Origin of the sequence: Synechococcus sp. BSA11S (genome assembly GCF_014224355.1) — a bacterium.
Lineage (GTDB): Bacteria > Cyanobacteriota > Cyanobacteriia > PCC-6307 > Cyanobiaceae > Regnicoccus_A.
Window position 1 is genome coordinate 35,867 of sequence record NZ_VNWP01000016.1, and the last position, 25,243, is coordinate 61,109.

The 25,243-nt window shown below is 67.6% G+C and carries 25 protein-coding genes; 16 read left to right on the forward strand and 9 right to left on the reverse strand.

Annotated elements, in window-relative coordinates:
- Window positions 1-29 precede the first annotated feature (29 nt).
- Together mfd and FPZ61_RS12760 are read left to right on the forward strand one after the other, a co-directional pair.
- Window positions 30-3,593, forward strand: coding sequence for a transcription-repair coupling factor (gene mfd, locus FPZ61_RS12755; RefSeq protein WP_185466960.1), 3,564 nt, complete (start codon window positions 30-32; stop codon window positions 3,591-3,593).
- A 92-nt stretch (window positions 3,594-3,685) separates the two neighbouring features.
- Complete coding sequence (locus FPZ61_RS12760; protein WP_185466961.1) at window positions 3,686-3,865, forward strand: hypothetical protein; 180 nt, start codon at window positions 3,686-3,688, stop codon at window positions 3,863-3,865.
- Window positions 3,866-3,889: 24 nt separating this feature from the next.
- Here FPZ61_RS12760 and FPZ61_RS12765 read toward each other — a convergent pair whose 3' ends face one another.
- The 3 genes from FPZ61_RS12765 to FPZ61_RS12775 form a co-directional block, all read right to left on the reverse strand.
- Window positions 3,890-5,236 (reverse strand): S41 family peptidase, encoded by a 1,347-nt coding sequence (locus FPZ61_RS12765; RefSeq protein WP_185466962.1) that lies wholly within the window; start codon window positions 5,234-5,236, stop codon window positions 3,890-3,892.
- 121 nt (window positions 5,237-5,357) lie between these two features.
- Complete coding sequence (gene ispG / locus FPZ61_RS12770; RefSeq protein WP_185466988.1) at window positions 5,358-6,602, reverse strand: (E)-4-hydroxy-3-methylbut-2-enyl-diphosphate synthase; 1,245 nt, start codon at window positions 6,600-6,602, stop codon at window positions 5,358-5,360.
- A 38-nt stretch (window positions 6,603-6,640) separates the two neighbouring features.
- Window positions 6,641-7,267, reverse strand: a complete 627-nt coding sequence (locus FPZ61_RS12775) for a uracil-DNA glycosylase (protein WP_185474857.1) — start codon at window positions 7,265-7,267, stop codon at window positions 6,641-6,643.
- Between the two features lie 214 nt (window positions 7,268-7,481).
- On the opposite strand from FPZ61_RS12775, the gene FPZ61_RS12780 reads away from it, so the two are divergent.
- The 7 genes from FPZ61_RS12780 to FPZ61_RS12810 all read left to right on the forward strand — a co-directional run bounded on the left by FPZ61_RS12780 (window position 7,482) and on the right by FPZ61_RS12810 (window position 14,040).
- The gene (locus tag FPZ61_RS12780) at window positions 7,482-8,660 is read left to right on the forward strand and encodes a pyridoxal phosphate-dependent aminotransferase (RefSeq protein WP_185466964.1); all 1,179 of its coding nucleotides are present in this window, start codon (window positions 7,482-7,484) and stop codon (window positions 8,658-8,660) included.
- A gap of 6 nt (window positions 8,661-8,666) precedes the next feature.
- Entirely contained in the window at window positions 8,667-9,629 is a 963-nt protein-coding gene (locus FPZ61_RS12785; protein ID WP_185466965.1) for a putative selenate ABC transporter substrate-binding protein, read from the forward strand.
- A 49-nt stretch (window positions 9,630-9,678) separates the two neighbouring features.
- Window positions 9,679-9,921, forward strand: a complete 243-nt coding sequence (locus tag FPZ61_RS12790) for a hypothetical protein (protein ID WP_185466966.1) — start codon at window positions 9,679-9,681, stop codon at window positions 9,919-9,921.
- 35 nt (window positions 9,922-9,956) lie between these two features.
- Window positions 9,957-10,712 (forward strand): ATP-binding cassette domain-containing protein, encoded by a 756-nt coding sequence (locus FPZ61_RS12795; RefSeq protein WP_370593456.1) that lies wholly within the window; start codon window positions 9,957-9,959, stop codon window positions 10,710-10,712.
- Window positions 10,709-12,280 carry an ABC transporter permease gene (locus tag FPZ61_RS12800; protein ID WP_185466967.1) on the forward strand — a complete coding sequence of 524 codons (1,572 nt, stop codon included), beginning with the start codon at window positions 10,709-10,711 and terminating at the stop codon, window positions 12,278-12,280. Before FPZ61_RS12795 ends, FPZ61_RS12800 begins: the two co-directional genes overlap by 4 nt.
- 11 nt (window positions 12,281-12,291) lie before the next feature.
- A complete protein-coding gene (locus FPZ61_RS12805; protein ID WP_185466968.1) occupies window positions 12,292-12,972 on the forward strand; it encodes a GDSL-type esterase/lipase family protein in 681 nt (226 codons plus the stop codon).
- Window positions 12,973-13,083: 111 nt separating this feature from the next.
- The gene (locus FPZ61_RS12810; RefSeq protein WP_185466969.1) at window positions 13,084-14,040 is read left to right on the forward strand and encodes a sigma-70 family RNA polymerase sigma factor; all 957 of its coding nucleotides are present in this window, start codon (window positions 13,084-13,086) and stop codon (window positions 14,038-14,040) included.
- Here FPZ61_RS12810 and FPZ61_RS12815 read toward each other — a convergent pair.
- Window positions 13,958-14,713, reverse strand: a complete 756-nt coding sequence (locus tag FPZ61_RS12815) for a DUF92 domain-containing protein (RefSeq protein WP_221630158.1) — start codon at window positions 14,711-14,713, stop codon at window positions 13,958-13,960. The genes FPZ61_RS12810 and FPZ61_RS12815 overlap by 83 nt on opposite strands.
- A gap of 158 nt (window positions 14,714-14,871) precedes the next feature.
- On the opposite strand from FPZ61_RS12815, the gene FPZ61_RS12820 reads away from it, so the two are divergent.
- Window positions 14,872-15,228: a hypothetical protein gene (locus FPZ61_RS12820; RefSeq protein ID WP_185474858.1), complete on the forward strand. Its 357-nt coding sequence runs from the start codon at window positions 14,872-14,874 to the stop codon at window positions 15,226-15,228.
- Between the two features lie 16 nt (window positions 15,229-15,244).
- On the opposite strand, the gene FPZ61_RS12825 is transcribed toward FPZ61_RS12820, so the two are convergent.
- Window positions 15,245-16,000 carry a 16S rRNA (uracil(1498)-N(3))-methyltransferase gene (locus FPZ61_RS12825; protein ID WP_185466971.1) on the reverse strand — a complete coding sequence of 252 codons (756 nt, stop codon included), beginning with the start codon at window positions 15,998-16,000 and terminating at the stop codon, window positions 15,245-15,247.
- 8 nt (window positions 16,001-16,008) lie between these two features.
- Complete coding sequence (locus FPZ61_RS12830; protein ID WP_185466972.1) at window positions 16,009-16,461, reverse strand: DUF3531 family protein; 453 nt, start codon at window positions 16,459-16,461, stop codon at window positions 16,009-16,011.
- Window positions 16,462-16,545: 84 nt separating this feature from the next.
- On the opposite strand from FPZ61_RS12830, the gene FPZ61_RS12835 reads away from it, so the two are divergent.
- A complete protein-coding gene (locus FPZ61_RS12835) occupies window positions 16,546-17,193 on the forward strand; it encodes an ABC transporter ATP-binding protein (RefSeq protein ID WP_185466973.1) in 648 nt (215 codons plus the stop codon).
- Window positions 17,194-17,211: 18 nt separating this feature from the next.
- Window positions 17,212-18,126, forward strand: a complete 915-nt coding sequence (gene hslO / locus FPZ61_RS12840) for an Hsp33 family molecular chaperone HslO (protein ID WP_185466974.1) — start codon at window positions 17,212-17,214, stop codon at window positions 18,124-18,126.
- Here the strand turns inward: hslO and FPZ61_RS12845 are convergent.
- The 3 genes from FPZ61_RS12845 to FPZ61_RS12855 form a co-directional block, all read right to left on the reverse strand.
- Window positions 18,123-18,812, reverse strand: coding sequence for a CPP1-like family protein (locus FPZ61_RS12845; RefSeq protein ID WP_185466975.1), 690 nt, complete (start codon window positions 18,810-18,812; stop codon window positions 18,123-18,125). The two genes, hslO and FPZ61_RS12845, sit on opposite strands and share 4 nt — an antisense overlap.
- Before the next feature lie 105 nt (window positions 18,813-18,917).
- Window positions 18,918-19,142 (reverse strand): hypothetical protein, encoded by a 225-nt coding sequence (locus FPZ61_RS12850; RefSeq protein WP_185466976.1) that lies wholly within the window; start codon window positions 19,140-19,142, stop codon window positions 18,918-18,920.
- Window positions 19,143-19,202: 60 nt separating this feature from the next.
- Window positions 19,203-20,861, reverse strand: coding sequence for a peptide chain release factor 3 (locus FPZ61_RS12855; protein ID WP_185466977.1), 1,659 nt, complete (start codon window positions 20,859-20,861; stop codon window positions 19,203-19,205).
- Window positions 20,862-21,031: 170 nt separating this feature from the next.
- Here FPZ61_RS12855 and nrdJ point away from each other — a divergent pair, with 170 nt between their 5' ends.
- The 4 genes from nrdJ (at window position 21,032) to FPZ61_RS12875 (ending at window position 25,155) form a co-directional block, all read left to right on the forward strand.
- A complete protein-coding gene (gene nrdJ, locus FPZ61_RS12860) occupies window positions 21,032-23,362 on the forward strand; it encodes a ribonucleoside-triphosphate reductase, adenosylcobalamin-dependent (protein ID WP_370594290.1) in 2,331 nt (776 codons plus the stop codon).
- 89 nt (window positions 23,363-23,451) lie between these two features.
- Window positions 23,452-23,661 carry a hypothetical protein gene (locus FPZ61_RS12865; RefSeq protein WP_185466978.1) on the forward strand — a complete coding sequence of 70 codons (210 nt, stop codon included), beginning with the start codon at window positions 23,452-23,454 and terminating at the stop codon, window positions 23,659-23,661.
- 140 nt (window positions 23,662-23,801) lie between these two features.
- Window positions 23,802-24,512 (forward strand): NYN domain-containing protein, encoded by a 711-nt coding sequence (locus FPZ61_RS12870; RefSeq protein ID WP_185466979.1) that lies wholly within the window; start codon window positions 23,802-23,804, stop codon window positions 24,510-24,512.
- A 334-nt stretch (window positions 24,513-24,846) separates the two neighbouring features.
- Window positions 24,847-25,155, forward strand: a complete 309-nt coding sequence (locus FPZ61_RS12875) for an MmcQ/YjbR family DNA-binding protein (RefSeq protein ID WP_185466980.1) — start codon at window positions 24,847-24,849, stop codon at window positions 25,153-25,155.
- Window positions 25,156-25,243 lie beyond the last annotated feature (88 nt).

Genomic DNA, 25,243 nt, shown 5'->3' on the forward strand with positions numbered 1-25,243 from the left:
GATCGATCCCCGAGCCCGCCTGCCCTCCGATGCCCCTCACCGCCCTGGTGCGCCAGCTCGAGCAGGTGCCCCTCACCGGGGAGGTGCTGGAGCGCAGCGGGCGCCCCGAGCGGTTGCGTCTCAGTGGAGCCGGCCGGGCAGCCCGGGCGCTGATCGCCAGTGCCCTCGCCCGTCGCAGCACCAGGCCCCTGGTGGTGATCGTGCCCACCCTTGAGGAGGCTGGTCGCTGGGCCGCCCTGCTTGAGCTGATGGGCTGGCCTACAGCTCAGCTCTACCCCACCAGCGAGGGCTCCCCTTATGAACCCTTTGATCCCACCAGCGAGATCACCTGGGGCCAGCTGCAGGTGCTCAGCGAGCTGATCGACGGCAGCGGCCGGCCGTGGTCAGGAGCGATCGTGGCCACCGAGCGAGCCCTGCAGCCCCATCTGCCGCCGCCCGCCGCCCTGGCCGCCCGCTGCCTGAGCCTGCGCAAGGGCAGCAGCGTCGACCTCGAGCAGCTGGCCGACACCCTCACCCGTCTGGGCTACGAGCGGGTGCCGACGATCGAGCAGGAGGGCAGCTGGAGCCGCCGCGGCGACATCGTCGATGTCTTCCCGGTGAGTGCCGAGCTGCCGGTACGGCTGGAGTTCTTCGGGGAGGACCTGGAGAAGCTGCGGGAGTTCGATCCCGCCACCCAGCGCTCCCTCGACGCGATCGAGGCGGTGCGCCTCACCCCCACCGGCTATGCCCCGCTGATCGCTGATGCCCTGCGCGAGTCGATGCCGGAGGCTCTGGCGGAGCTGCTTGCTGCTGAGGCCCTTGAGCAGCTGCTCGAGGGAGGCACTCCCGAGGGGATGCGCCGGCTGATGGGCCTGGCCTGGCAGCAGCCGGCCTCCCTGCTCGACTACCTGCCCGGCTCCACCCTGATTGCTGTGGATGAGCGGCGCCAGGGCCTGGCCCATGGCCAGCAGTGGTTCGACCACGCCAGCGACCACCACGCCGAGGTCAGTGCCTCGCTGCCTCGGGACTCCCTGCCGCCCTCGCTGCACAGGTCGGTGGGCGAGGCCCTGGCGGCGGCCGATCGCTTCCCCGGCTTCGATCTGGCGGAGCTGCACGAGAGCGACCGGCACCCCAACAGCTTCGATCTGGCCAGCCGCCCGGTGCCGGCCCACCCCAACGCCTTCGGTCGCCTGGCAGCCCTGGTGAAGGGCTACCAGCAGGAGAAGGCGCGGGTGTGGCTGGTGTCAGCCCAGCCCAGCCGGGCCGTGGCGCTGCTGGAGGAGCACGACTGCCCGGCTCGCTTCGTGCCGAACCCCCATGATTTTCCGGCGATCGAGCGCCTGATCGAGCAGGCCACCCCGGTGGCCCTGAAGCTGCGCGGCACCGCCGAGCTGGAGGGGCTGCAGCTGCCGGCCTGGCGGCTGGTGCTGCTCACCGACCGGGAGTTCTTCGGCCAGCACAGCCTGACCGCCTCGGGCTACGTGCGCCGGCGCCGCAAGGCGGCCAGCCGCACGGTGGACCCCAACAAGATGCGCCCCGGCGACTTCGTGGTGCACCGCAACCACGGCATCGGCCGCTTTCTGAGGCTGGAGAAACTGGCGATCAGCGCTGAGTCGCGCGATTACCTGGTGGTGCAGTACGCCGACGGGCTGCTGAGGGTGGCAGCCGACCAGCTGGGCAGCCTCGGGCGCTTCCGCGCCAGCACCGACAGCCCGCCGGAGCTGAACCGCATGGGCGGTGTGGCCTGGAGCCGGGCCAAGGAGCGCGCCCGCAAGGCGGTGCGCAAGGTGGCGATGGACCTGGTGAAGCTCTATGCGGAGCGTCAGCAGGCCGATGGTTTCCCCTTCCCTCCCGATGGCCCCTGGCAGGGGGAGCTGGAGGAATCCTTCCCCTACGAGCCCACGCCTGATCAGCTGAAGGCGATCGCCGAGGTCAAGCGCGACATGGAGAAGCCCGAGCCGATGGACCGGCTGGTGTGCGGGGATGTGGGCTTCGGCAAGACCGAGGTGGCGATCCGCGCGGTGTTCAAGGCGGTGACGGCCGGCAGGCAATGTGCTCTTTTGGCCCCCACCACGGTGCTGGCGCAGCAGCACTGGCGCACCCTCAGCGAGCGCTTCGCTCCCTACCCGCTCAAGGTGGCCCTGCTCAACCGCTTCCGCACCGCCGCCGAGCGCAAGACGATCCTCGATGGCCTCAAGGATGGAACAGTGGACGTGGTGGTGGGCACCCACCAGCTGCTGGGCAAGAGCACCCACTTCGAGAAGCTCGGACTGCTGGTGGTGGATGAGGAACAGCGCTTCGGGGTGAATCAGAAAGAGAAGATCAAGGCGCTGAGAAAGGACGTGGATGTGCTCACCCTCTCGGCCACACCCATTCCGCGCACGCTCTACATGAGTCTCTCCGGGGTGCGTGAGATGAGCCTGATCACCACCCCGCCTCCCCTGCGCCGGCCGATCAAGACCCACCTGGCGGCCCTCGATGAGGAGGCGGTGCGCAGTGCCATCCGCCAGGAGCTCGACCGAGGCGGCCAGGTGTTCTACGTGGTGCCGCGGGTGGAGGGGATCGAGGAGGTGGCTGGAGTGCTGCGCGAGATGCTGCCGGGCCTGAAACTGTTGGTGGCCCACGGCCAGATGGCTGAGGGGGAGCTGGAGAGCGCGATGGTGGCCTTCAACGCCGGCGAGGCCGACGTGATGCTCTGCACCACGATCATCGAGAGCGGGCTCGACATCCCCAGGGTGAACACGATCCTGGTGGAGGACGCCCACAAGTTCGGCCTCGCCCAGCTCTATCAATTGCGAGGCCGGGTGGGCCGCAGCGGAATCCAGGCCCATGCCTGGCTGTTCTATCCCGGTGATGCGTCACTGAGTGAAGCGGCACGGCAGCGGCTGCGGGCGATTCAGGAATTCGCCCAGCTGGGGTCCGGCTACCAGCTGGCCATGCGCGACATGGAGATCCGCGGCGTCGGCAATCTGCTGGGGGTGGAGCAGAGCGGCCAGATGGAAGTGATCGGATTCGATCTCTACATGGAGATGCTGCAGGAATCGCTGGCCGAGATTCAGGGCCAGGACATCCCGGTGGTGGAGGAAGCCCAGATCGATCTGCCGATCACCGCCTTCATTCCCGCGGACTGGATCCCCGAGAGCGACGAGAAGATGGCCGCCTACCGCGCTGCCGCCGACTGCCGGGCCCGAGAGGAGCTGGTGCAGCTGGCCGCCGACTGGGTGGATCGCTACGGGGCCCTCCCATCACCGGTGGCCAGTCTGCTGCAGCTGATGGAGCTGAAGCTGCTGGCTCGGCGTTGCGGCTTCTCGCGCATCCGCCTGGAGAAGCCCAACATCGTGCTGGAAACACCGATGGAGGAACCGGCGTTCCGCCTGCTGCGCCAGGGTCTGCCCCAGCATCTTCACGGCCGGCTGGTGTATCAGGGCGGCGGCGGCAGCACAGCCAAGGTGCTGGCCCGCGGCCTGAACGTGCTGGCGGCCGAGCGCCAGCTGGACACCCTCAAGGAGTGGCTGGCCGCAATGGCCGAGCAGATCCCCGGGACGGATGGCCTCACCGATGCCCAGCGGCAGGAGCAGGCGGCGGCGAGGAACGCCGCGGTGCTGGCGGTGTGAGGCCCCCGTGTCAGGGTGCGGGCAGGCTTCAGATTGTCTTTTGTCTCATCTCCGCAAAAGTTCGTTACAGTGTTACGACCTGAAACGTAAACATGGGTGAATTGGTGGGTGGTACCAGCGGTCTGACGGCAGAGCTCCAGAGCGGCTATGCCCTTGTCTCGGCTCTGATCAGCGTGCTGGCCCTCGGTCTGTTCGCTCTGTTCCAGAACGACAAGGAAAACGACGACGACGACTCCAGCCCCGGCGGCGGTCTGATGCAGCCCGTGTCCTGAATCGGTTTCGGCCGGTCCGCAGAGCTATGGAGTGGCGACGGCAGGAGTTCCCAGCGCGGCCGGCAGGTTGGCGCTGGTTGGATTGAATGTGGTCGTTGAAGCGCTGGCGGCCCGCAATTTTTTCACCAGGGTGGATTCAGCGGCGCGGTACTGAACATCCTTGGTGGTTCCCAGATCTTCGAGCTTGAGCTTGGCAGCTTCCTCTTCGCTGAGCTTCACCGATACATCCGGGGAGATGCCGTGCTTGTGGATGTCGCGGCCGCTGGGGGTGAGGTATTTGGCGATGGTGACGGTCATGCCGGATCCATCGGAGAGCCCTCGCACCGACTGCACCAGGCCCTTGCCGAAGGTTTTCTGTCCCACCAGCACGGCCCGCTTGTTGTCCTGCAGGGCGCCGGAGAGGATTTCGCTGGCGCTGGCGGATCCTTCGTTCACCAGCACCACGATCGGTGACTTGGTCAGGGCTCGACCATTGGCCCGCCGCACGTCCTGGATGCCGTCCCGGGTTCTGGTGGAGACGATGATGCCTTCATCCAGCAACTGCCGGGCGATCTCGACGCTGGCCATCAACAGACCACCGGGGTTGCTGCGCAGGTCGAGCACATAGCCCTGCACCCCCTTCTGCTCCAGCTCGCGCAGGGCGGCGCGCATGTCCTTGGCGGCGTTGGCGTTGAACTGCTTGAGGCGGATGTAGCCCACCTTGACGCCGTTGGGGCCGCTGTTGATCTTTTGCTCCACCGCATGAAGCTCGATCCGGGCCCTGGTGAGCGGCACAGTGACCACCTGTTTGCGGCGACGCAACTCCAGAGTCACCTTGGTGCCGGCCTGGCCGCGGATCAGCTTGACCGCATCGGCGGTGGTCATGCCCTTGGTGCTCTTGCCGTCGATCGAGACGATCACGTCCTTGGGCTGCACCCCCGCTGCCGAGGCCGGTGAACCGTCGATCGGCGACACCACCACCAGTTCCTTGGTGTCCTTGTCGAGGCTCAGCTGGATACCCACCCCGGAGAGTTCTCCGGAGGTGTCGATCTGCATCTCCTTGAACTCCCGCGGATCCATGAAGCGGGTGTAGGGATCGTCGAGGGTGCCCAGCATTCCCCGGATCGCCTCGTAACTTTCCTTGGTGCTGCCGTAGCTCTTGGCCAGCAGGTCGCGACGGAGCTTGCGCCATTGCTCCGGGGTGTATTTGCCGGTGGTGTCGAGGTAGTCGCGGAAGACGATCTGCCAGGCCTGATCCATCACCTCCTTGGGACTGTCGGTGATCAGGGAGGCGGCGCTCGGGGAGCCCAGCCAGTCGGTGCCGACGATCACGGCTGTGGTGCAGGCACCGAGTCCGGCGAGAATGGCGATGCCGGTGCGTCCCCTGCCCATTGGCTGCGTTCCTGGAGCTTGACTGTCTTATCAAGCTAGCCTGGGTCCTCGGCAAGGGCGAGGCATCGGGGCCGGTCACAGTCAAGTCCGGATGTGACCGCCAGCAGCTGAGCGCCGGATCTCAGGGATCGACCCAGCGTCCGTCCTCCTTGATCAGGTTGATCAGAGCCTCCACCCCCTCGGCCTCCGGCACCCGGCGGATCTCGTCGCGGCCGCGGTAGAGGGAGATGGTGCCGGGGGTCTTGCCCACGTAGCCGTAGTCGGCGTCGGCCATCTCGCCGGGGCCGTTGACGATGCAGCCCATCACGGCGATGTCCAGGCCGGTGAGGTGGGCCGTGGCGTTGCGCACCACATGCAGCACCTCCTCCAGATTGAACAGGGTGCGGCCGCAACTGGGGCAGGCCACGTACTCCACCATCGTTTTCCTCAGGCCCAGGGCCTGCAGAATCGAATAGCAGACAGGGATCTCCTTCTCCGGCGCCTCGGTGAGCGACACCCGGATCGTGTCGCCCAGGCCCTCGGCCAGCAAGGTGGCAATGCCGGCGGTGCTCTTGATCCGTCCGTAGTCGCCGTCGCCCGCCTCGGTGACGCCCAGGTGAAGGGGGTAGTGGAACCCCGCGGCGTCCATGCGGTCGGCCATCATCCGGTAGGCGGCCAGCATCACCGGCGCCCGCGACGCCTTCATCGACACCACGATGTTGTGGAAGTCGAGGCGATCGCAGATGTGGATGAACTCCATGGCGCTCTCCACCATGCCCAGGGGCGTGTCGCCGTAGGTGAACAGCATCCTCTCGGCCAGCGAGCCGTGGTTCACGCCGATGCGCAGGGCCTTGTCCTGATCCTTGAGCAGGCTCACCAGCGGCTCGAGCGTGGCCTGGATCCGCTGCCCGATCGCCGCGACCTCCTCGGGGGTGAACTCGGTGCGGTTGGGATCGGGCTTGTCGAACACATAGAGGCCCGGATTGATGCGCACCTTGTCGACGTGCTGGGCCACCTCCAGGGCGATCTTCATGCCGTTGTGGTGCACATCGGCCACCAGCGGCACCGGCTGGTAGGTGTCTTCGAGGCGCTTGCGGATCTCCCCCACGGCCCGGGCATGGCCCAGGCTCGGCACCGTGAGCCGCACGATCTCGCAGCCCGCCTCATGCAGGCGGCGGATGCCGGCCGTGGCGCCCTCGATGTCGAGGGTGTCCTCGTTGATCATCGACTGCACCACCACCGGGTGCTCGCTGCCCACCCACACGTCACCCACCCGCACGCTGCGGGTCTTGCGGCGGTGGATCAGGGTGTCGTAGCGGGGGTTGCTGGCCCAGTCGGCGGGGAGGCCCGGATGGCTGGTGTCGGGGCGGGCGAGGGTGCCGGTCATCGCCATGGGGCCGGGAAGTGGGCCAACACTGCCACAGATCAGGGGGCGCCTGACGAATCCTGAGCATGGGCTGGGGCGGTCTCGAGCTGGTCAAGACGCGCTCTGACCGCCCTGAGGTCCTGCCAGGTGTGCCACTTGGGAGTGTCGGGCTCCCGTGAGGGATTGCGCAGCAGATAGGAGGGGGGAAAGATCGGCAGACACCACCGCCCCTGCCAGGGACGCCACTGGCCCCGCAGGCGGGTGATCCCTCCTTTGATGCCCAGCACCCCTTCCACGGCGGTGGCGCCGGCCAGCAGCACCAGCTTCGGTTGCACCAGTTCCACCTGCTGCAGCAGCCAGGGCATGCAGGCGGCCATCTCCTGGGGGGTGGGTTTGCGGTTGTCGGGTGGCCGGCACTTCACCACATTGCAGATGTAGGCGTCGCGGTTGCTCTCGAGGCCCACGCTGGCCAGCATCCGGTCGAGCAGCTGGCCCGCCCTGCCCACGAATGGGGAGCCCGTGGCGTCTTCCTGGGCGCCCGGTCCCTCTCCGATCACCATCAGGGCGGCACGGGGATTCCCCCGGCTCACCACCACCTGCTGCCGGCCCTCGGCCAGGGGGCAGCGACGGCAGTTGGCGCAATCACGCGCGAATTGTTGCAGCGCTGCCCCTGAATCGCCCTCCACGCCCTTGCCTGCGGATCAGCACCCACGCTCGCTGCAGCTGGGGGTAGCTGTCCAGTTGTCAGGCCCGACGGTGCCCGCTCGAACCTTTCCCAGGATGGGCGTCAGGCAGGATGCTTGATCTTCCTGGCGCTTCTCCTTCGGAGCGCCGTGGCCTGTTGCGGCCACTTTGCCCTGCGGCCACTTCGCCCTGCGGCCTTCGGCCGCGCCCCCGCCGATGCCCCGCCCGTTGAAGCTCTCGGCCCGGGCCGAAGCCCTGCAGCCTTCGCTCACCCTGGCCATTGCTGCCCGCGCCAGGCAGTTGCGCGCCGAGGGGCAGGATGTCTGCAGTCTCAGTGCCGGCGAGCCCGATTTCGATACCCCGGCCTTCATCCGCCAGGCCGCCAGCGAGGCCCTCGAGGGCGGAGCCACCCGCTATGGACCGGCCGCGGGAGAGCCGGCCCTGCGGGAGGCGATCGCCCGCAAGCTCAGTGAGGAAAACGGGGTCCCCACCCAGGCCGAGCAGGTGCTGGTCACCAATGGCGGCAAGCAGGCCCTGTTCAACCTCTTCCAGGTGCTGCTGGGCCCCGGGGATGAGGTCCTTCTCCCCGCCCCTTACTGGCTGAGTTACCCGGAGATGGTGCAGCTGGCCGGGGCCACCGTGCGGCTGCTGCCCAGCGACGCCGAGCACGGGTTCCGGCTTGATCCGGAGCAACTGGAGGCGGCGATCACCCCGGCCAGTCGCCTGCTGGTGCTCAACAGTCCGTCCAACCCCACCGGCATGGTCTTCAGTCGCCTGGAGCTGGAGGCGATCGCCGCCGTGCTGCGTCGTCATCCCCAGGTGGCTGTCGTCTGTGACGAGATCTACGAGTTCCTGCTCGCCCCCGGCCACAGGCACCACAGCTTCGCCTCGGTGGCACCCGATCTGAGCGATCGGGTGTTCATCGTCAATGGCTTCGCCAAGGGCTGGGCCATGACCGGCTGGAGGCTGGGATATCTGGCTGGACCCGCCGCCGTGGTCCGCGCCGCGATCGCTCTGCAGAGCCAGAGCACCAGCAACGTCTGCTCCTTCGCCCAGTTCGGCGCCCTGGCGGCGGTGAGCGGCCCGCGCGACTGCGTCGCGGCGATGGCCCGGCAGTTCACTGAGCGGCGGGCCCTGCTCCACGAAGGCCTCGCCTCCCTGCCGGGACTCACCTTGCGGCCGCCGGAAGGCGCCTTCTACGCCTTCCCGGATGTGAGCGCCCACGGGCTCGATTCGATGACGTTCTGCAACCGGCTGCTCAACGACGTGGGCCTGGCCCTGGTGCCGGGGGTCGCCTTCGGTGATGACCGCTGTGTGCGCCTCTCCTGCGCCGCCTCGTCCACCACCATTCGCGATGGTCTGAACAGGTTCGGCCGCTTCCTCTCCACCCTCTGATCCTCCATGACCCCTCTGAACTTCCGTCGCCGCCCACGAGCAGGCTTCCGCCTGGCTCTGCTGGCTGGTCTGGCCCTGGCTCTGGCGCCGGCGGCGCTTCCGCCGCAGCTGCAGCGGGCTGCGCCCCTGCTCGCCGGTGCCCAGGCCCGGCAGAAGCAGCTGCGTATCAGCGCCATCCCCGATCAGAACCCGGAGAAGCTCAACCGCCTCTACGGGCTCGTGGCCTCTGAGCTCAGCCGACAGCTGAAGGTACCCGTCAAGTACGTGCCCGTGACCAACTACACGGCGGCGGTGAGCGCCTTCCGCACCGGTGATCTGGATCTGGTCTGGTTCGGTGGTCTCACCGGCGTGCAGGCCCGGCTGCAGAAGCCGGGCGCCCGGGTGATCGCCCAGCGCGACATCGACGCCTCCTTTCACAGCGTGTTCATCGCCAACACCTCGGCTAGGCTGAAGCCCCTGCGCAACGTCAAGGGCCTGGCGGAACTGAAGGGCAAGCGGTTCACCTTCGGTTCGGAGAGTTCCACTTCGGGGCGGCTGATGCCGCAGCACTACCTCAACCAGGCCGGCGTGAAGCTGAGGGATTTCGCCGGGGGTGCCCCAGGCTTCAGTGGCAGCCACGACGCCACCATCGCTCTGGTGCAGAGCGGTGCTTACCAGGCCGGTGCGGTCAACGAGCAGGTCTGGAAGAGCAACCTGCGCTCCGGTAAGGCCGATCGCCGCAGGGTGGCCGTGATCTGGCGCACCCCCGGCTATCCCGATTACCACTGGATCGCCCAGCCCAATCTGGATCAACGGTTCGGTAAGGGCTTCACCAGCAAGCTGCAGAAGGCCTTTGTGGGGCTGCGTCGCAGCAATCCGCAACAGGCCCGGATCCTGGAGCTGTTCGGTGCCCAGAAGTTCATCCCCGCTCCGGTGAGCCAGTACGCAGCCATCGAGAAGGTGGGACGCCAGATCGGCAAGATCCGCTGAGCCACGGATCTCGTGCCCCCCTAGCCTGAGCTCAGGTCCCGGCGGTGGCATGCGCTTCAACGGCAGTCTGGAGGAGCTTCAGGCCCTCGTCGCCCAGCTCGGGCAACCCGGCCACTGGGTGCACCAAGGGGCGTTCGAGATGTACGTTCTCGACGACGAGGAGACCAACATCCGGCTGAACTGGTGGCCCCGCAGCGGTGATCTCCGCCTGGTGGGCGATCCCGCCCAGCGTGTGGGTCTGGAGAATGCTCTCCAGACCCTGCTCCCTGATCCCGGGGACGCCACGGGCTGATCGTGTCCCGTCCTCACCGGATCGATCCCCCTGCCGTGACCAGCTCCCCCGACCGTCCTCCTCTGGAGCTGCGCGCCATCCAGGTGCCGGGCCGCATGGCCCCCCGGCTCATGGAGGTGTCGTTGCAGCTCAGGCCTGGTGAGCGTGTGGCCCTGGTGGGCCCCAGCGGCGCGGGCAAGAGCACCCTGCTGGCCGTGGCCAATGGCCTGCTCAGTCCCGAAGCCGGCGAAGTGCTCTGGAATGGCGTGGCCCCAGCGCGCTCAAGGCGCCGGCGCAGGCGGCAGCAGGCGTTGATCGGCACCCTCTGGCAGGACCTGCGCCTGATCGAGGAGCTGACGGTGCAGCAGAACCTGAACGCCGCGCGGCTGGCCCGCTGGGGCTGGCCGCGGGCCCTTCTCAACCTGGTGCTGCCCCTCGACACCGCCGCCAATGCAGCGGTTCTCGAGAGGGTCGATCTCAGCGCCCTCCTGCTGGGGCAGCCCGTGACCGCCCTCTCGGGCGGCCAGCGCCAGCGCCTGGCCCTGGCCAGGCTGCTGCGGCAGGATCCTCTGCTGTTGCTGGCCGACGAACCCCTGGCCCACCTTGATCCACGGCTGGCGCGGGAGCTGCTGGGCTTGTTGCTGGAGCAGGCCCGGGGACGGAGGGCCCTGTTGCTCAGCCTCCACCGCCCCGATCTGCTCGATGGCTTCGATCGGGTGGTGGCCCTGCGCCAGGGCCGGGTGGTGCTGGATGCTTCCCCGTCGGAGCTGACCGGCTCCCAGCTGGCGGCGCTCTACCGGTCCGAGGCATGACGGCCATCCCCGCCCGGTCCTGGCGGCAGCTGCGCCTGGCGCCTCCCCTGCTCCCCCTGCTGCCCGCCCTGGTCTGGCTGCCGGTGCTGCTGATGCTCCCCGCTGTCTTCCACGGCGGTGGCTGGGACCTGATCGGCCAGTTCGCCCGGGCGGCCTTCAGCCCGTCCCTGGACCCACAGGTGCTGGGTTCCGCCCTCTCCGGCCTGGGGGTCACCGTGGGCATCGCCTTGCTCGGCTGGGCCTTGAGCCTCGCGCTGGGGCTGCTGGGCGGGGTGCTCAGCTCCCGCACGGTCTGGCGGACAGCCACCGGCAGCGCCCTGCCGGCGGCATGGATGCGCCGGCTGCTGGCGGTGCCCCGGGCGGTGCATGAGCTGCTCTGGGGTCTGCTGCTGTTGCAGCTGCTCGGTCTCCAGCCGGTGGTGGCGGTGCTGGCGATCACCATCCCCTACGCCGCCCTGGTGGCGCGGGTGGTGAGTGATCTGCTCGATGCCCTGCCCACCAAGGGTCTGGAGGCCCTGCGCCTGGCGGGAGCACCCGCAGGGCCGGCCTTGCTCACCGCCCTGGGGCCGGCCCTGCAGCCTGGAGTGCTCAGCTATGGCGGCTACCGTCTGGAATGCTCCCTGCGCAGCGCCACCCTGTTGGGGGTGTTCGGCCTCGGTGGGCTGGGCACCGATCTGCGCCTCACCCTCCAGTCGCTGCAGTTCCACGAGCTCTGGAGCGGTCTGTGGTTGCTGTTGCTGGTGATGCTGGCGCTGGAGGCCCTGCTGCGGGGCCTGCGGCGGCGTTGGGCGATGCCGGCCCGCTTCGGCCTGACGCACCGCTCGGTCGGGCGTGGTGGTCGGGAGGTGGCCCTCGGCCTGCTTCTGCTGCTGCCGGTGCTGGTGGTGGTGGCCATGGCGCTGGGGGTCAACCCTCTGCAGCTGGGACAGCTCCAGCCCCTGCCCCCCTGGTCAGCCGACTGGCCGGCGGTGGCGGCCTTGCCCTGGCCCTCGCTGATCGGCTCCACCCTGGGGCTCACCCTGCTGGCGGCCGCCCTGGCGGTGGGCAGCGCACCGCTGCTGCTGCTGATGATGGCCCCCTGGCCCTGGGGACGGGTGCTGATGCAGGCCATCTGGGCCCTGGGGCGGCTCTGGCCACCCCCCCTAACGGCCCTGCTGCTGCTGTTTGTGCTGCAACCGGGAGTGCTCACGGCTGCACTGGCCCTGGCCTTCCACAACCTGGGCATCCTCGGCCGCCTGCTTCTGGAGGCGGAGGAGTCGGCTTCGGTTCTGGCGGAGGAGGCCCTGGGGGCCGCCGGCACCGGCCCGCGGCTCGCCCTGCTCTACGGCCGCTTCAGCGTCCTGGCCCGCTCTTACCTGGCCTATGGCGCTTACCGCGCCGATGTGATCCTGCGCGAAACGGTGGTGGTGGGTCTGGTGGGGGCGGCGGGGCTGGGCAGCCTGCTGCTGGAGGCCCTCAGTTCCTTCGCGATCGATCAGTTGATCGCCCTGGTGGCGGTCTACGTGGTGCTCACCCTGGTGGGGGAAGATCTCAGCGACCGCCTCCGCCGGCGCCTGCTGGCGGCCTGACGCCCAAGCCCATGGCCGAGACCCCGACACCACGCAAGCTGATCGTGCTGGGGGACAGCGGTGTCTACGGCTGGGGGGATCCCGATGGCGGCGGCTGGTGCGAGCGGCTGCGGCGCCACTGGATGGGTCTGCCCGAAGGGCCCGTGCTCTACAACCTCGGGGTTCGCGGCGATGGACTGGAGCGGCTGGCGACCCGCCTGCATGGGGAGGTGGGCTGCCGGGGTGAGCTGCGCCGTCAGGCCCCCCAGGGCATTGTGATCAGCGTCGGTCTGAACGACACGGCCCGGGTCGGTCGTCCCGATGGGCGCCACCAACTGGCGCCGGAGGCTTTCCTCTTCGGCTTGCAGCAGCTGTTGCGGGAGGCGGTGCGGCTGGCTCCGGTGCTGGTGCTGGGGCTGACGCCGGTGGATGAGGCGGCGATGCCCTTCGCCGGTTGCCTCTGGTATCAGCTGGCCACGGTGCGCCAGTACGAGTGCCTGCTTGAGGAGGCCTGCCTGGAGGCCGATGTGCCCTTCCTGCCGCTGCTGGAGCCTCTGCTGGATGATCCCCACTGGAGTCGGCTGCTGAGCGCCGATGGCCTGCATCTCAATCCCGACGGCCATGGCCGGGTGTATGAGCAGGTGCGCCAGTGGCCTGCCCTGCTGGCCTGGGCGGGTCTGGAGTCGCGCCTGGCCCGCACGCCGGCCCACTGAAACGGCCGGCCCAATCACCCATCTGGGGGAGGACTGTTCCCCGGTTGGGGTGAAGCGCGGCCAGGGCAGCTCGGCAGAGGGTGGAACCACGGACCCACCGCTGTCCCCGCCATGCCAGATCCACGCCCCCAGCCTCACCAGGACCAGGACCTCCACAGCCGCAATGCCGACCTGCTTCAGCGCTTTCACAGCAGTGCTGACCACCGGCTGCGCAACCGGCTGGTGGAGTTGAACCTGCCCCTGGTGCGCCAGGTGGCTGGACGCGTGAGCGCGAGCACCCGCCTGCCACTCGAGGATCTGGTGCAACTGGGCTGCCTTGGGCTGATCCGTGCGATCGAGGCCTTTGATCCATCGCGCCCCACTGCTCTGAGCAGCTTCGCGGTGCCCTACGTCCGCGGGGCGATGCAGCACCACCTGCGCGATCACGAGCAGCCTCTGCGCTGCTCCCGCCAGCTGCGCGAGCTGCACCGGCGTGGCCAGGCCCTGGAGCAGCAGCGTCAGCATCGCCAGCTGCCTGCGCTGGGGGAGGAGGAGCTTGCGACGGCCCTGGGCTGCTCGCCGCAGCGCTGGCGTGAGGCGGTGGAGCTGCACCAGGCTCTGCGGCTGCGCAGCCTCGACGCTCCCACTGCCGATGGGGATGAGCGGGGCGGCACGCTGCTGGATCGGCTCCCGGCCCGCGAGCGGCCGGATCCCTGCCGCGCCGACCACGAGGGGGACTCCCTCTGCTGTGAAGCCGAGACGCAGCGCTGGATGAGTCACCGTCTGGGTCGTCTCGATCCCTCCCTGCGTCAGCTGTTGCTGGAGCGGGTGCTCCACGGATCCTCCTGGAGGCGCCTGGGGGAGGCTCAGGGCCTGCCGGCCCGGGCCACCCAGCGGCGCTTCGAGGCCCTTGTGCTGCTGTTGCGCGAGGAAATCCTGGAGCTGGTGCAGGTCCGCCAGGCGCCGCCGGTCTGGCCGGCGCGTGCGGGAGCCGCCGCGGCTGCACTCAGAGCCCCAGCAACGGGGCCAGCCCCAGTGCCAGCAGGGCGGCGATCAGGGTCTGCAGGCCGTTCACCAGTTCATTGCTGAGCCAGGCCAGGCGCCCCTGCAGGCTGGCGCCGATCAGACTCTCGATCAACGTGGCCACCAGCCCCACCGCCGTCACCAGCAGGGCCGCGGCGCTGCCCGGCAGCAGTCCGAGGAAGAGCAGCACCAGAGCCATCAGGGCGCTGCCGCCGAGGCTGGCCAGGGACCCCTCCAGGCTGATGGCCCCTTCACTGCCCGGGGGGACAGGCCGCAGGGTGGTGATCAGCACGGTGGTGCGCCCCCAGCGCTTGCCGATCTCGCTGCCACAGGTGTCGGCCAGCTTGGCGGCGAAGCTGGCGGCAAACCCGATCAGCAACCAGGGAATCGGCGCTCCGGGCAAGGTGGTGAGTAGGGCCAGAACGGCACCTGTGGCCGCCGACCCCCAGACGTTCTCGGGGCCGCGCCGGCCGCCACGGGCCTCCGCCAGCCCCTGCTCCTGCTTGCGCCTGATCCCGAGCCGGGTCACGGCCGAGCCCAGGGCCAGGTAGAGCACCACCGCCAGCCAGCCGCGCCAGCCGAGGCAGCCCCAGAGCAGCGTTCCGAGAATGCCGGCATGTACCCAGCCCGCCTTGGTGAGCAGTGGCAGCCGCTGGGCGGCGGTGATCAGCCCGGCGTTGATGGCGAAAGCCAGCGGCCACGCAGCCGCAGGTGCCGGGGCGGGAGTCCAGGGGGGCAGCACAGCGGGGGTCCGTCGGCCACCAGTTTCCCCGCCCGGCTGTGCAGTGCTGGTGCCGTTGGCGTCGGTGCAGCCCTCTGTTGCACTCCCCAACGGGCCTGTCGAGGCGGTCCCGTTGCGGCGGATAATCAGCTCTTACGTCCTGGCTGGCCGGCGTCATGATCTTCAAGCCCAAGGGGGTCTTCCTCAACCTCGACAAGGACGCTGCCGACAAGCCTGTGACGGTTGCTCCCGTGGCTCAGGTCGCTCCCAAGGCTGCGAAGGCTGAAGCGCCCAAGGCCATGGCTGCCCCGGTGGCCCCTGAAGCCGCCTCCGCTTCCGCCCAGATACTCACCACCGCCGAGGCGATCGCGGCCGAGCTGCGGCGGGATCAGGAGAACCGCCCTGCCCCCAGCGTCGTCACCTTCTCCCCGGAGCGCTTGATCCCCTCCGGGGCGCTGCCCCGTGCCCGCCGCCGCGCGGGCGCCAACCTGGCGATGTTCAAGGAGATGGCCAGCGGCATGCGCGGCCGCTGAAGCGGCTGGCCTCCACTCACGCGTCGCCCGCCGTCCGCCATTGCGCCAGCGAGGCCAACCCCGCCACGGCCGCCGTGGAGGTGCGCAGGATGTGGGGCCCCAGGCTCACCCTGCGCCAGCCAGCCTTTTGAGCGGCCCTGGCTTCTGCAGGGCTCCAGCCGCCCTCCGCTCCGATCGCCAGCACCACCCCGGGGGGCGGCTCGGCTGAGGCGCCGGAACGTGGCCGGGGCAGAACGGCGCTCAGCAGCGGCAGCTCTCCCTCCCGGGTGCAGGCCAGCAGTTGCAAGTCCTGCCGCGATCTGGCCAGGTAGGTGATCGCTTCGAGCGGTTCCAGCAGCTGCGGCAGCCAGAGGCGTTCGCACTGCTCGCAGGCTTCACGCAGGATCGCCTGCCAGCGGGCCGCCTTCCAGCTGCCCCGGAGGGCGGCGTGCTCAGCCGCCAGGGGCTGGAGCCGGTCCACCCCCAGCTCGCAGGCCATGCGCACCACCACGTCAAAGTCGAGCCTGGGCACCGCCACCGCCAGCTCTAGCCAGGGGCTGGCTGCCGCCTGGCGCTGCAGGGGGCGATCGAGCGGCTGGTCCAGGCGGGCCTGGGGGCCATCGAGCAGCACCACACTCCAGAGCTGGCCCTGCCCGTCGATCACGGCGAAGCGGTCTCCGGGCCCGTAGCGCAGTACGCGGCTGAGATACCGGCTCTCCTCGGTGGTCAGGGCCAGGGTGGTGCCGGTCGCCAGCCGCTCGGGCGAAATCAGCAGCCGGCGCAGTTCCCGCACCGCCGCCCTCAGTTGGCGCCGAGGGGGAAAAGGGCCTCGGGCACCTCCTCCACCGGCCAGTCGTCATTGACGCCACCGATCACGATCTCCTCGATCTCCACCACGTCGTTGTCGAGCTGACGCAGGGCGTTGATGAGCACATCGAGGGCCACCCCATCGCTGGTGCCCAGGTCGACCCAGCAGCGGCACCAGGCGTCGCGGTATTCCGGTTCACCCATGCTGTGCATCAGCGCGGGGAGAGTTGCCTCGGCGGCCTCGATGTCGTAGTCCATGGCGCTGAGGTCGATCCCCTCCTCGTGCACCTGCAGGCATTCGGCGTTGAACCCGCCCAGCTTGCCCAGGAAGAACCAGCTGTCGAACACCGTGTCGATGTATCCCTTCTCCCCCTGACCGGGGGGATTGGGGAAGCGCAACCAGATCCAGCAGTTGAACGGATCCACCTCGCGGAAGCGAATGTCCATGGGCGTTGCTCCTTCCAGCATCGACTGGTGATCCCATCAAACACGGTGGCGGCTGCTGCAAGCTGGTGCGGTCCGTGGTCCGCCATGCTGGAGCTCCGATCGATCCGCTACCACCCGGCCACCACCCCCGAGCCGGTATTGCGCGATCTCAGCCTGACACTGCCCGTGGGCGAGCCGGTGCTGGTGGCGGGCCGCAGCGGCAGCGGTAAGAGCACCCTGCTGGAGCTGATCAGTGGGCTGGCGGAACCCAGCGGCGGCACGATCCTCTGGCAGGGCCAGCCGGTGTCGGGCCGTCAGCGCCGCTGGCTGAGCGGCCTGGTGTTCCAGTTTCCCGAACGCCATTTCCTTGGCCTGAGCGTGGGCCAGGAACTCAAGCTGGGGCAGCGCCGGCTGGGAAGCGAGCGGCTGGAGGCGGTGCTGGCCCAGGTGGGTCTGCAGGGGGTGTCGCTGCAGCAGGCGCCGGAGCGGCTCAGCGGCGGCCAGCAGCGGCGCCTGGCCCTGGCGGTGCAGCTGCTGCGGAACCCGAAGGTGCTGCTGCTGGATGAGCCCACCGCAGGGCTGGACTGGTCGGTGCGCCACGAGGTGCTGCAGCTGATCGCCCAGCTCGGCTGCCAGCGGGCTCTGCTGGTGGTCACCCATGAGCCGGAGGTGTTCCAGAGCGTGGTGAGGCAGGCCTGGCGCCTGAGCGACGGGGGCCTTCAGGCCCTGCCGGCGCTCCGTACGATGCCCTGAGTTGGGGGAGGGCGAGCGATGCCCGATCAGTTGGTGAGGGCCACGGCGGCCGAGGGGGGAATCCGCCTGGTGGCGGCGCTCACGACCGTCACCAGCCGCTACGCCCGCCGCCGCCATGGGCTCTCCTACCTCACCACAGCTCTGCTGGGGCGGGCGATGACGGCCGGACTGCTGCTGGCCAGCTCGATGAAGGTGGCCCACGGGCGGGTTAACCTGCGCATCCAGTCGGATGGCCCCCTGCGTGGGCTGATGGTGGATGCGGGCCGCGATGGCACGGTGCGCGGCTATGTGGGTCACCCCGCGCTTGAGCTCGACCTGCTCGAGGAGGCCGATGGTCAGCACCAGTTCGACTTCCGCCAGGCCACCGGCACCGGTTACCTGCACGTGGTGCGTGACCTGGGCAAGGGGGAGCCGTTCAGCAGCACCGTGGAACTGGTGAGCGGCGGCATCGGCGACGACGTGGCCTCCTATCTGCTCCATTCCGAGCAGACACCCTCGGCGGTGTTCGTAGGCGAGCAGATCGACAGCTCCGGTGTGCGTTGCTCCGGCGGTGTGCTGGTGCAGGTGCTCCCCAAGGCGGCACGGGAGCCTGCACTGGTGGCGCTGCTGGAGGAGCGGTGCCGGGAGATCAGCGGTTTCAGCGGGCGTCTGGCTGCCTGCAAGGACGATCTCAAGCAGCTGTTGGAAGATATTTTCCCTGATCTCGATCCCCAGTTGCTGGAGGAAGCCGAGGCCCGACAGGACGTGACCTTCCACTGCCCGTGCACCCGCCGCCGCAGTGTCAACGCCCTGCGGCTGCTGGGTGAGCAGGAACTGGCTTCGATTCTGCGGGAGGACGGCCGCGCCGAGCTCACCTGCCACTTCTGCAACGAGGTGTACGGCGTGGAGGAAGGAGAGCTGCGGGAGCTGATCGCCGAGCTCTCTCCGGCCTAGGCGATCAGCAGGGCACCGAGCAGCAGCAGGATCAGGGCCGGCAGGCTCTGGACCTGATTCAGGGCCAGGGGCAGCCCGAGGGGCAGAGCTGGATCGAGGCCCAGGGTGAGAGCGCCACCAAGCAGCAGCCCCACGCTGAGCAGGGCGAAGCTCCAGCCCACCGCAGCCAGGAAGCGGCCGTTGCGGCGCCTGAGGTTCACCACCGTGACGCCGGTGGCCAGAGCCAGCAGCACTTCCGCCGAGCCCGGCGGGCTGATCAGGACCAGCAGAACGAGCAGGCCATCGGCCACCAGGGGAAACCAGAGCTCACGGCCTTCGGCCAGGGCGAGCTGGGGCAGGGAGAGGCTGGGGGCCTGCAGCTTGTTGCCACCGCTGAGCTGGGGCAGGGAGGGGAGCTGGGGCAGGGAAGGCCGGGAGGGAACCCTGGCAGGCGCAGGCTTGATCTCCTCGCGCTTGGAGGCGGTGACTGCGGCGCTGCTCACCTTGCCCTGCTGGCGTTCCCGCAGCCGCTCCATGAGCACCGCGTCGTAGGCGGCTTCGACCCTGGCGCGAGCCTGGGGATCATCGGCGACGGCATCGAGCTGACGCTGGCGGGCCGTCTGCACCTCATCGAAGCTGGCGTCGGGGGTGACGCCGAGCCGTTCGTAGGGACTGCCGCCTGGGGCGGGTTCAGAACCGTTGGTCATGGCCTCCGGTGCGTGGGGCTGGATCGTGGCTCGAGCGTATCGAGGCGCGGGGCGTGTGGCTGTGCGCCGGGGCTGATTGAGACCTGCCCATCCCGTGGGGCGGGCTCAGAACAGGGGATCGCTGCAGTGGTAGCCAGCGTCCTGCTGCAACTCGAGGCGCCGTGCCTCCGCTTCATCGATCGCCAGCCAGTGGCGGCTCTTGAGCAGGGGCATCTGGGGAGGGAGATGGCTGCCTTCACGAATTTCAACGGTTTCCTGGCTGGGCAGGAAACGGACGTAGTCGGAACCTCCATCCCGGCGTGGGCGAACCAGCCAGATCGGCTGAGGCATAGCCGTTACCTTGACCTTTCGTTGCAATTCATTCTGGCGAGGTCGGCGCCGGGCCGTGGCTCAGATCGCGATCGGCTCGACCCCGCTCACCACCGGAGCCACGGCGCTGAGCTCCAGGTCGGGGTGATCCTCCTTGAGCTGGTTGAGGTTCCAGTCGTTCTTGAACAGCAGCACCGGCCGGTCCCAGGCGTCGCGCACCGTTTTGCAGTTGAAGATGCGGCCCACGCTCTCGAGGGATCCCCAGCCGCCCGCCACCCAGCGCGCCACACTGAAGCCCATGGGCTCCAGCCGCGTTTCCACCCCGTACTCATTCGCGAGCCGGTACTGGACCACTTCCAGCTGCAGCTGGCCCACGGCCGCCAGGATCGGATCCCGTTTGCTGGTGTCGGTGTCGTAGAGGATCTGCACGGCCCCCTCTTCCCGCAGTTCATTCACCCCCTTTCGGAAGCTCTTGAAGGCCGAGGGGTTGGGGTTGCGCAACCAGGCGAAAATCTCAGGACTGAAGCAGGGGATGCCTTCGTACTCCACCCTGGGCCCCACATAGAGGGTGTCGCCGATGGCGAACATGCCCGGGTTGTTCAGGCCGATCACGTCGCCCGGGTAGGCGTCGTCGACCACCTCCCGGTCCTGACCGAACAGCTTCTGGGGGCGGGAGAGCCGGATCGTGCGACCGCTGCGGGCATGGCGCACGCTCATGTCCTTCTCGAAGCGGCCGGAGCAGACCCGCACGAAGGCGACGCGGTCACGGTGGCGGGGGTCCATGTTGGCCTGCAGCTTGAACACGAAGCCGCTGAACTCGGGCCGCAGTGGATCGATGGGGCCGTCTTGGCTGGTGCGGGCCACGGGCTGCTGGGCCAGCTCCAGGAAGGCATCGAGGAACGGATGCACGCCGAAGTTGGTCATCGCCGAGCCGAAGAACACCGGGCTCAGTTCGCCGGCATGCACCAGCTCCAGGTCGAGCTCGGCGCCGGCGCCGTCGAGCAGCTCCAGTTCCTCGAGGGCCTGGGCCAGGAGTTCCGCTTCCACGGCCCCGGACTCGCGGGCGTCCTGCACCGACAGGGTGCGCTCGCCGGCCTGTTTGCCGCGTTCCGCGCGATCGAACAGGATCACGTCCCGGCGGCGTCGGTCGATCACCCCGCGGAAGCGATCGCCGCTGCCGATCGGCCAGTTCACCGGCCAGCAGGTGAGACCCAGCTCGCTCTCGATCTCATCGATCAGCTCGAGCGGGTCGCGCCCGGGCCGATCCATCTTGTTGATGAACGTGAAGATCGGAATCCGCCGCATGCGGCAGACCTCGAACAGCTTGCGGGTCTGCGGCTCCAGGCCTTTGGCGGCGTCCTCCAGCATCACCGCGTTGTCGGCGGCGGCCAGGGTTCGGTAGGTGTCTTCCGAGAAGTCCTGGTGCCCAGGGGTATCGAGCAGGTTGATCGTGCTGCCGTCGTAGTCGAACTGGAGCACGGTGGAGGTGATTGAGATGCCGCGCTGCTTCTCCAGCTCCATCCAGTCGGAGGTCACCTTGCGCTGCTCTCCCTTGGCCTTCACCGCGCCGGCCTGCTGGATGGCCCCCCCGTACAGCAGCAGCTTCTCGGTGAGGGTGGTCTTGCCCGCGTCGGGGTGGGAAATGATCGCGAAATTCCGGCGCCGGGCCACGGCTTTGGCCAGGGCCTGCTGCTCGGGGTCCGTGGCCCCGTTCTCAGGCGCCCTGATGCTGCTGGTCATGAGCTCAGCCTGACAGGCCACCACAGGGCACTGTCGCTGGTGGCGACGCGCGCTTGCACCCCCCACCAGTGGCGTTATGGTGCACCAAATTGACCACCCCCACCGCCGTGACCCTCACTCCAGCGCGCCCCGATCTGGTCGATCCCGCAGGGACGCTGGCTTCGGAGGCTGTGGCCTCCCGGCTGCAGGGTGGCCGGATCGGGGCCGACGGCCTGCTGGAGCCTGATTTCCCCGCCACCGCCCCTGCGGCGAACCCCGTCTTCTACCGCACCTACTCCCGCCGCACCGAGGGCGGGCGTGAGAGCTGGCATCAGGTGGCCGAGCGCAACCTGGAGGGCCTGCGTCAGCTGGGCCGGCTCGATGCGGCCGAGGTGGAGCTGATCCGGCGGATGCAGAAGCACCAGCAGGCCCTGCCTTCGGGCCGCTGGCTCTGGATCGGCGGCACCCCCTGGATCGAGCAGCGCCACAACTTCTCCGGCGCCTACAACTGCACGTCCACCAACCTGATCGACTGGGAAGCCTTCGGTCTGATGATGGACCTGGCGATGATGGGCTGCGGCACCGGCGCCATCATCGAGCCGCACCTGATCGAGCGGCTGCCGCTGGTGCGCAACCGCCTGGTGATCGAGAGTGTCAGCCCGATCGGTGTGACCCCCGCCGGAGCGCGCCAGGAGACCACCACCCACAGCATCCGTGGCAACCGGGTGGAGATCAAGGTGGGCGACACCCGGCGCGGCTGGGTCGACAGTTACCAGCTGTTGCTGGAGCTGAGCAGCGATGAGCGCTTCGATGCCGAGACCCCGATCACGGTGAAGGTGGACCTCTCCGACGTGCGGCCGGTGGGCGAAACGCTCAAGGGGTTCGGCGGCATGGCCAATCCGGTGAAGCTGGGTGATCTCTACGGCCGGGTGGCCCAGATCCTGAACAAGGCCAACGGCCGCCGGCTCACCTCCGTGGAGTGCTGCCTGCTGATCGATGAGGCGGCGGTCACGATCGTGGCCGGGAACATCCGCCGCAGCGCCGGCATGCGCCAGTTCGCCGCCGAGGATCTCTCCGCCGCCGGCGCGAAGGAAAACCTCTGGCAGCAGGACGCCGGCGGCAACTGGAGCATCGACCCCGAGCGTGATGCCCTGCGGATGGCCAACCACACCCGGGTGTTCCACAGCCGCCCCAGCAAGGAGGTGGTGCTGGAGGCGGTGGTCAAGCAGTTCCAGAGCGGGGAAGGCGCGATCCAGTTCGCCCCTGAAGCGATCGCCCGCTCCAATGCCGACCTGCTGCCCACCCCTGAGCTGCGCAGTGAGTTCATCGACATCTATGTGGATCAGGGCCGCGAGGAAGCTGGCCGCTGGCTGCAACTGCACCACCCCGGGATCAGCGCCGCCGAGCTGGAGCACCGGCTCGGGCGCTACGGGCTGAATCCCTGCGGCGAGATCCTCGGCGCTGATTTCCACTGCAACCTGGCCGAAATCCACCTGAACCGGATCGATCCCGACGACCACCAGGCCCAGGCCGATGCCTTCAAGGCCGGTGGCCTGGCGGTGGCCTGCCTGCTCAACCACGACTTCGAGGTGGAGCGCTACCGCCAGAGCCGTGCCTGGGATCCGATCGTGGGGGTGAGCTTCACGGGCCTGTTCGACTTCTTCGTGCATGCCTTCGGCACCCCCTGGCTCAGCTGGTGGGAGCAGGGCCGCCCCGAAACGGAACAGGGTCTGGCCTTCAAGGCGCAGGAAGCGGAGTACCTGAGCCGCTGGAAGCAGATCGTCAACGAGGCGGTGTGGGAGTACTGCGATCGCCACGGCCTGCGCCGCCCCAATCGCTGCACCACCGTGCAACCGGCCGGCACCAAGAGTCTGCTCACCGGTGCCAGCCCCGGCTGGCATCCTCCCAAGGCTCAGCGCTTCATCCGCCGCATCACCTTCCGCAAGAACGATCCGGTGGCGCTCGCCTGCATGGACTACGGCTACACGATCGTGCCCAGCCAGTCCGACAAGGATGAGCAGGGACGCCTGCTGAATGATCCCTTCGATCCGCGCTGCGGCGAGTGGCTGGTGGAGATTCCCACCGAGGTGAGCTGGGCGAACATCCCGGGTGCCGATGCGGTGGAGATCAACAATTTCTCCGCTCTGGCCCAGTTCGACTTCTACATGCAGGTGCAGAAGCACTACACGGCCCACAACACCTCCGCCACGGTGGAGTTCCGCGAGAACGAGATCGAGCCGCTGGCCGAGGCGATCCACCGGGCGATCGATGGCGGTGAGGGCTACATCTCGGCGGCGCTGCTGGCCCGCTTTGATGCCAATGCCACCTTCCCCAGGCTGCCGTTCGAGCCGATCGACCAGGCCACCTACACCCGTCTGCAGCAGGAGGTGGTCGCCCGGCGCCGCACGGCAGACTTCTTCGAGGCGCTGCAGCGTTACGACCAGGGAGAACTGGTGGAAGCTGGACCTGCCGGTTGTGATTCCGACAAGTGCCTGCTTCCCCTGGCCAAGCCAGCCCCATAAGCCCCCGCTGCCGGCGGCCTGCGTGCCTGCAGGCCCCTTGGGCAAGCCTGCTGATCGGTTCGCTGACTCTTGTTCTGCCCGCTGGATTCGTGCGGGCCGGCAGTGACCTCAACCCTGACATCGAGAAGATGTGCCAGGGCCTGGCGGTGATCAACACCGAGCTTGGGGCCACCGCAGCTCCGGGGTCCCCCTTGGGCCAGCGCATGCAGAGCGAGCTCTCGCTCTCCCAGGCCCAATACGGAGCTCTCTGGTCGCTGATGAAGCTCACCCCCACCACCACCTGTTCGTCCTTGTACTGATTCAGCTGCTGATCAGTCGCCTGGCAAGGCATTTCGACAGCCTTCCGTGATCAGCCTGGGGGAGACCCTCGGGCACTTTGATTGTCGATGCCTTGGTGGCTGGACGTATTGTACGTTGATCATCAGAGCGTCGGCTCACAATGAATGAAGTCAAACAGAGAATTGCACTCTTCATCGATGCTGACAATGCGCCCGCTGGGAAGTTTGAAGATGTACTCAGCGAAGTCGCGAACTATGGTGTGGTCACGATTCGCAGGGCCTATGGAAATTGGAAGTCGCCTACGCTGAAGGCTTGGGAGGAGCTTTTGCATGACTATGCCATTCGACCGATCCAGCAATATGATTTAACCAAGGGGAAGAATGCTTCGGATATAGCAATGGTGATCGACGCCATGGATGTAATGTATACAAAGCAAATCGATGTCATGTGCTTCGTGTCGTCTGACAGTGATTTCACTCCTTTGGTTGCAAGGGCATTGGCAGAAGGTAAAGTTGTTTTAGGTTTTGGAGAAAGAAAAACGCCAATGCCGTTTGTTAATGCGTGCTCAAAGTTTCTTTTCCTGGATCAAGAGAAAGAAGAAGCAAAAACAACTGTCAAGCCTATAAACATCAAATCAGACACTAAGCTGATCAATCTGCTGCGGCAGGCCATCGAGGCAACGGGAGACGAGGATGGGTGGGCGGCTCTTGGGCCGGTTGGATCTAATATCTCCAACAAGACATCGTTTGATACAAGAAACTATGGATTTAAAAACCTAAGCAGTCTATTTAGAGCCATTGACCTTTTTGAGCTAAAACGTGGGCCAGGCAACACGTATTTCGTGCGGATGCTCGATCAAGCAGCAGCTTGATTTCACAAACAACAATGATTGAGCCTGGGTGTCGCAACATTCCCTTGGAAGAACAAGATTTTCCGTATTCACGTACTCCGTAGGGCAAGTCGCGGCGTCAGGTCTTCAGCGCCTTTGCTGAACCATGCAGAAAAAGGGTTTGGAATGGTCGCCGCCCAAGAGAGGTGGATTCGATGCCCAGGAGATAGGCTTGACTGCCAGCACGTGGGTGAGGGAGCGGCCCCGATGGCAGTCGTCTGCGAAATCACTGCGTTTGGCAGAGCCGCCCTGGGCTTTTTCAAAGCACTCAAAGAATCGATTGAAAGGCAACAGGTCCAGGTCTTGGACTATCATCATGATTGAGCAGGAATTCAATCAATTCTGCAGCATCCTGCCCGCAACGTCGTGCGTCAACCAATGGGGAGGTGCCCATGTCTGGAAGGTGGGAGGACAAGTGTTTGCCCTCGGCGGCTGGCAGAAAACAGGCTCACTGGCATTCACCTTCAAAGCGTCTCAGCTCGACTACTACCTTTTGAGTGTTCAGCCCGGCTATCGACCTGCACCATATCTGGCCTCGCCAGGCATGACCTGGATCCAGATCGATGACGTTTCTGAAACAGGCGAGCGGTGCCTATCAGCGTTGTTGTCCGCTCGCGGTGCTTGAGCTGAGCACCTGATCGCAGCATACTGAGACCGGCTGCTCATGGAGCCCGTGGCTCCAACTTTGTTCGCAACATTGGTGGTTCCTGGTT

Bases quoted from the DNA above. Each gene is read 5' to 3' on its own strand.
- FPZ61_RS12830 (WP_185466972.1), bottom strand. From the start codon at position 16,461: ATGGACATTCGCTTCCGCGAGGTGGATCCGTTCAACTGCTGGATCTGG.
- FPZ61_RS12850 (WP_185466976.1), bottom strand. From the start codon at position 19,142: ATGCCTCAGCCGATCTGGCTGGTTCGCCCACGCCGGGATGGAGGTTCC.
- FPZ61_RS12785 (WP_185466965.1), top strand. From the start codon at position 8,667: ATGACCCCTCTGAACTTCCGTCGCCGCCCACGAGCAGGCTTCCGCCTG.
- FPZ61_RS12805 (WP_185466968.1), top strand. From the start codon at position 12,292: ATGGCCGAGACCCCGACACCACGCAAGCTGATCGTGCTGGGGGACAGC.
- FPZ61_RS12845 (WP_185466975.1), bottom strand. From the start codon at position 18,812: ATGACCAACGGTTCTGAACCCGCCCCAGGCGGCAGTCCCTACGAACGG.
- FPZ61_RS12835 (WP_185466973.1), top strand. From the start codon at position 16,546: ATGCTGGAGCTCCGATCGATCCGCTACCACCCGGCCACCACCCCCGAG.
- FPZ61_RS12810 (WP_185466969.1), top strand. From the start codon at position 13,084: ATGCCAGATCCACGCCCCCAGCCTCACCAGGACCAGGACCTCCACAGC.
- hslO (WP_185466974.1), top strand. From the start codon at position 17,212: ATGCCCGATCAGTTGGTGAGGGCCACGGCGGCCGAGGGGGGAATCCGC.
- FPZ61_RS12800 (WP_185466967.1), top strand. From the start codon at position 10,709: ATGACGGCCATCCCCGCCCGGTCCTGGCGGCAGCTGCGCCTGGCGCCT.
- FPZ61_RS12765 (WP_185466962.1), bottom strand. From the start codon at position 5,236: ATGGGCAGGGGACGCACCGGCATCGCCATTCTCGCCGGACTCGGTGCC.
- FPZ61_RS12790 (WP_185466966.1), top strand. From the start codon at position 9,679: ATGCGCTTCAACGGCAGTCTGGAGGAGCTTCAGGCCCTCGTCGCCCAG.
- FPZ61_RS12875 (WP_185466980.1), top strand. From the start codon at position 24,847: ATGATTGAGCAGGAATTCAATCAATTCTGCAGCATCCTGCCCGCAACG.
- FPZ61_RS12780 (WP_185466964.1), top strand. From the start codon at position 7,482: ATGCCCCGCCCGTTGAAGCTCTCGGCCCGGGCCGAAGCCCTGCAGCCT.
- FPZ61_RS12855 (WP_185466977.1), bottom strand. From the start codon at position 20,861: ATGACCAGCAGCATCAGGGCGCCTGAGAACGGGGCCACGGACCCCGAG.
- mfd (WP_185466960.1), top strand. From the start codon at position 30: ATGCCCCTCACCGCCCTGGTGCGCCAGCTCGAGCAGGTGCCCCTCACC.
- ispG (WP_185466988.1), bottom strand. From the start codon at position 6,602: ATGACCGGCACCCTCGCCCGCCCCGACACCAGCCATCCGGGCCTCCCC.
- FPZ61_RS12870 (WP_185466979.1), top strand. From the start codon at position 23,802: ATGAATGAAGTCAAACAGAGAATTGCACTCTTCATCGATGCTGACAAT.
- FPZ61_RS12820 (WP_185474858.1), top strand. From the start codon at position 14,872: ATGATCTTCAAGCCCAAGGGGGTCTTCCTCAACCTCGACAAGGACGCT.
- FPZ61_RS12760 (WP_185466961.1), top strand. From the start codon at position 3,686: ATGGGTGAATTGGTGGGTGGTACCAGCGGTCTGACGGCAGAGCTCCAG.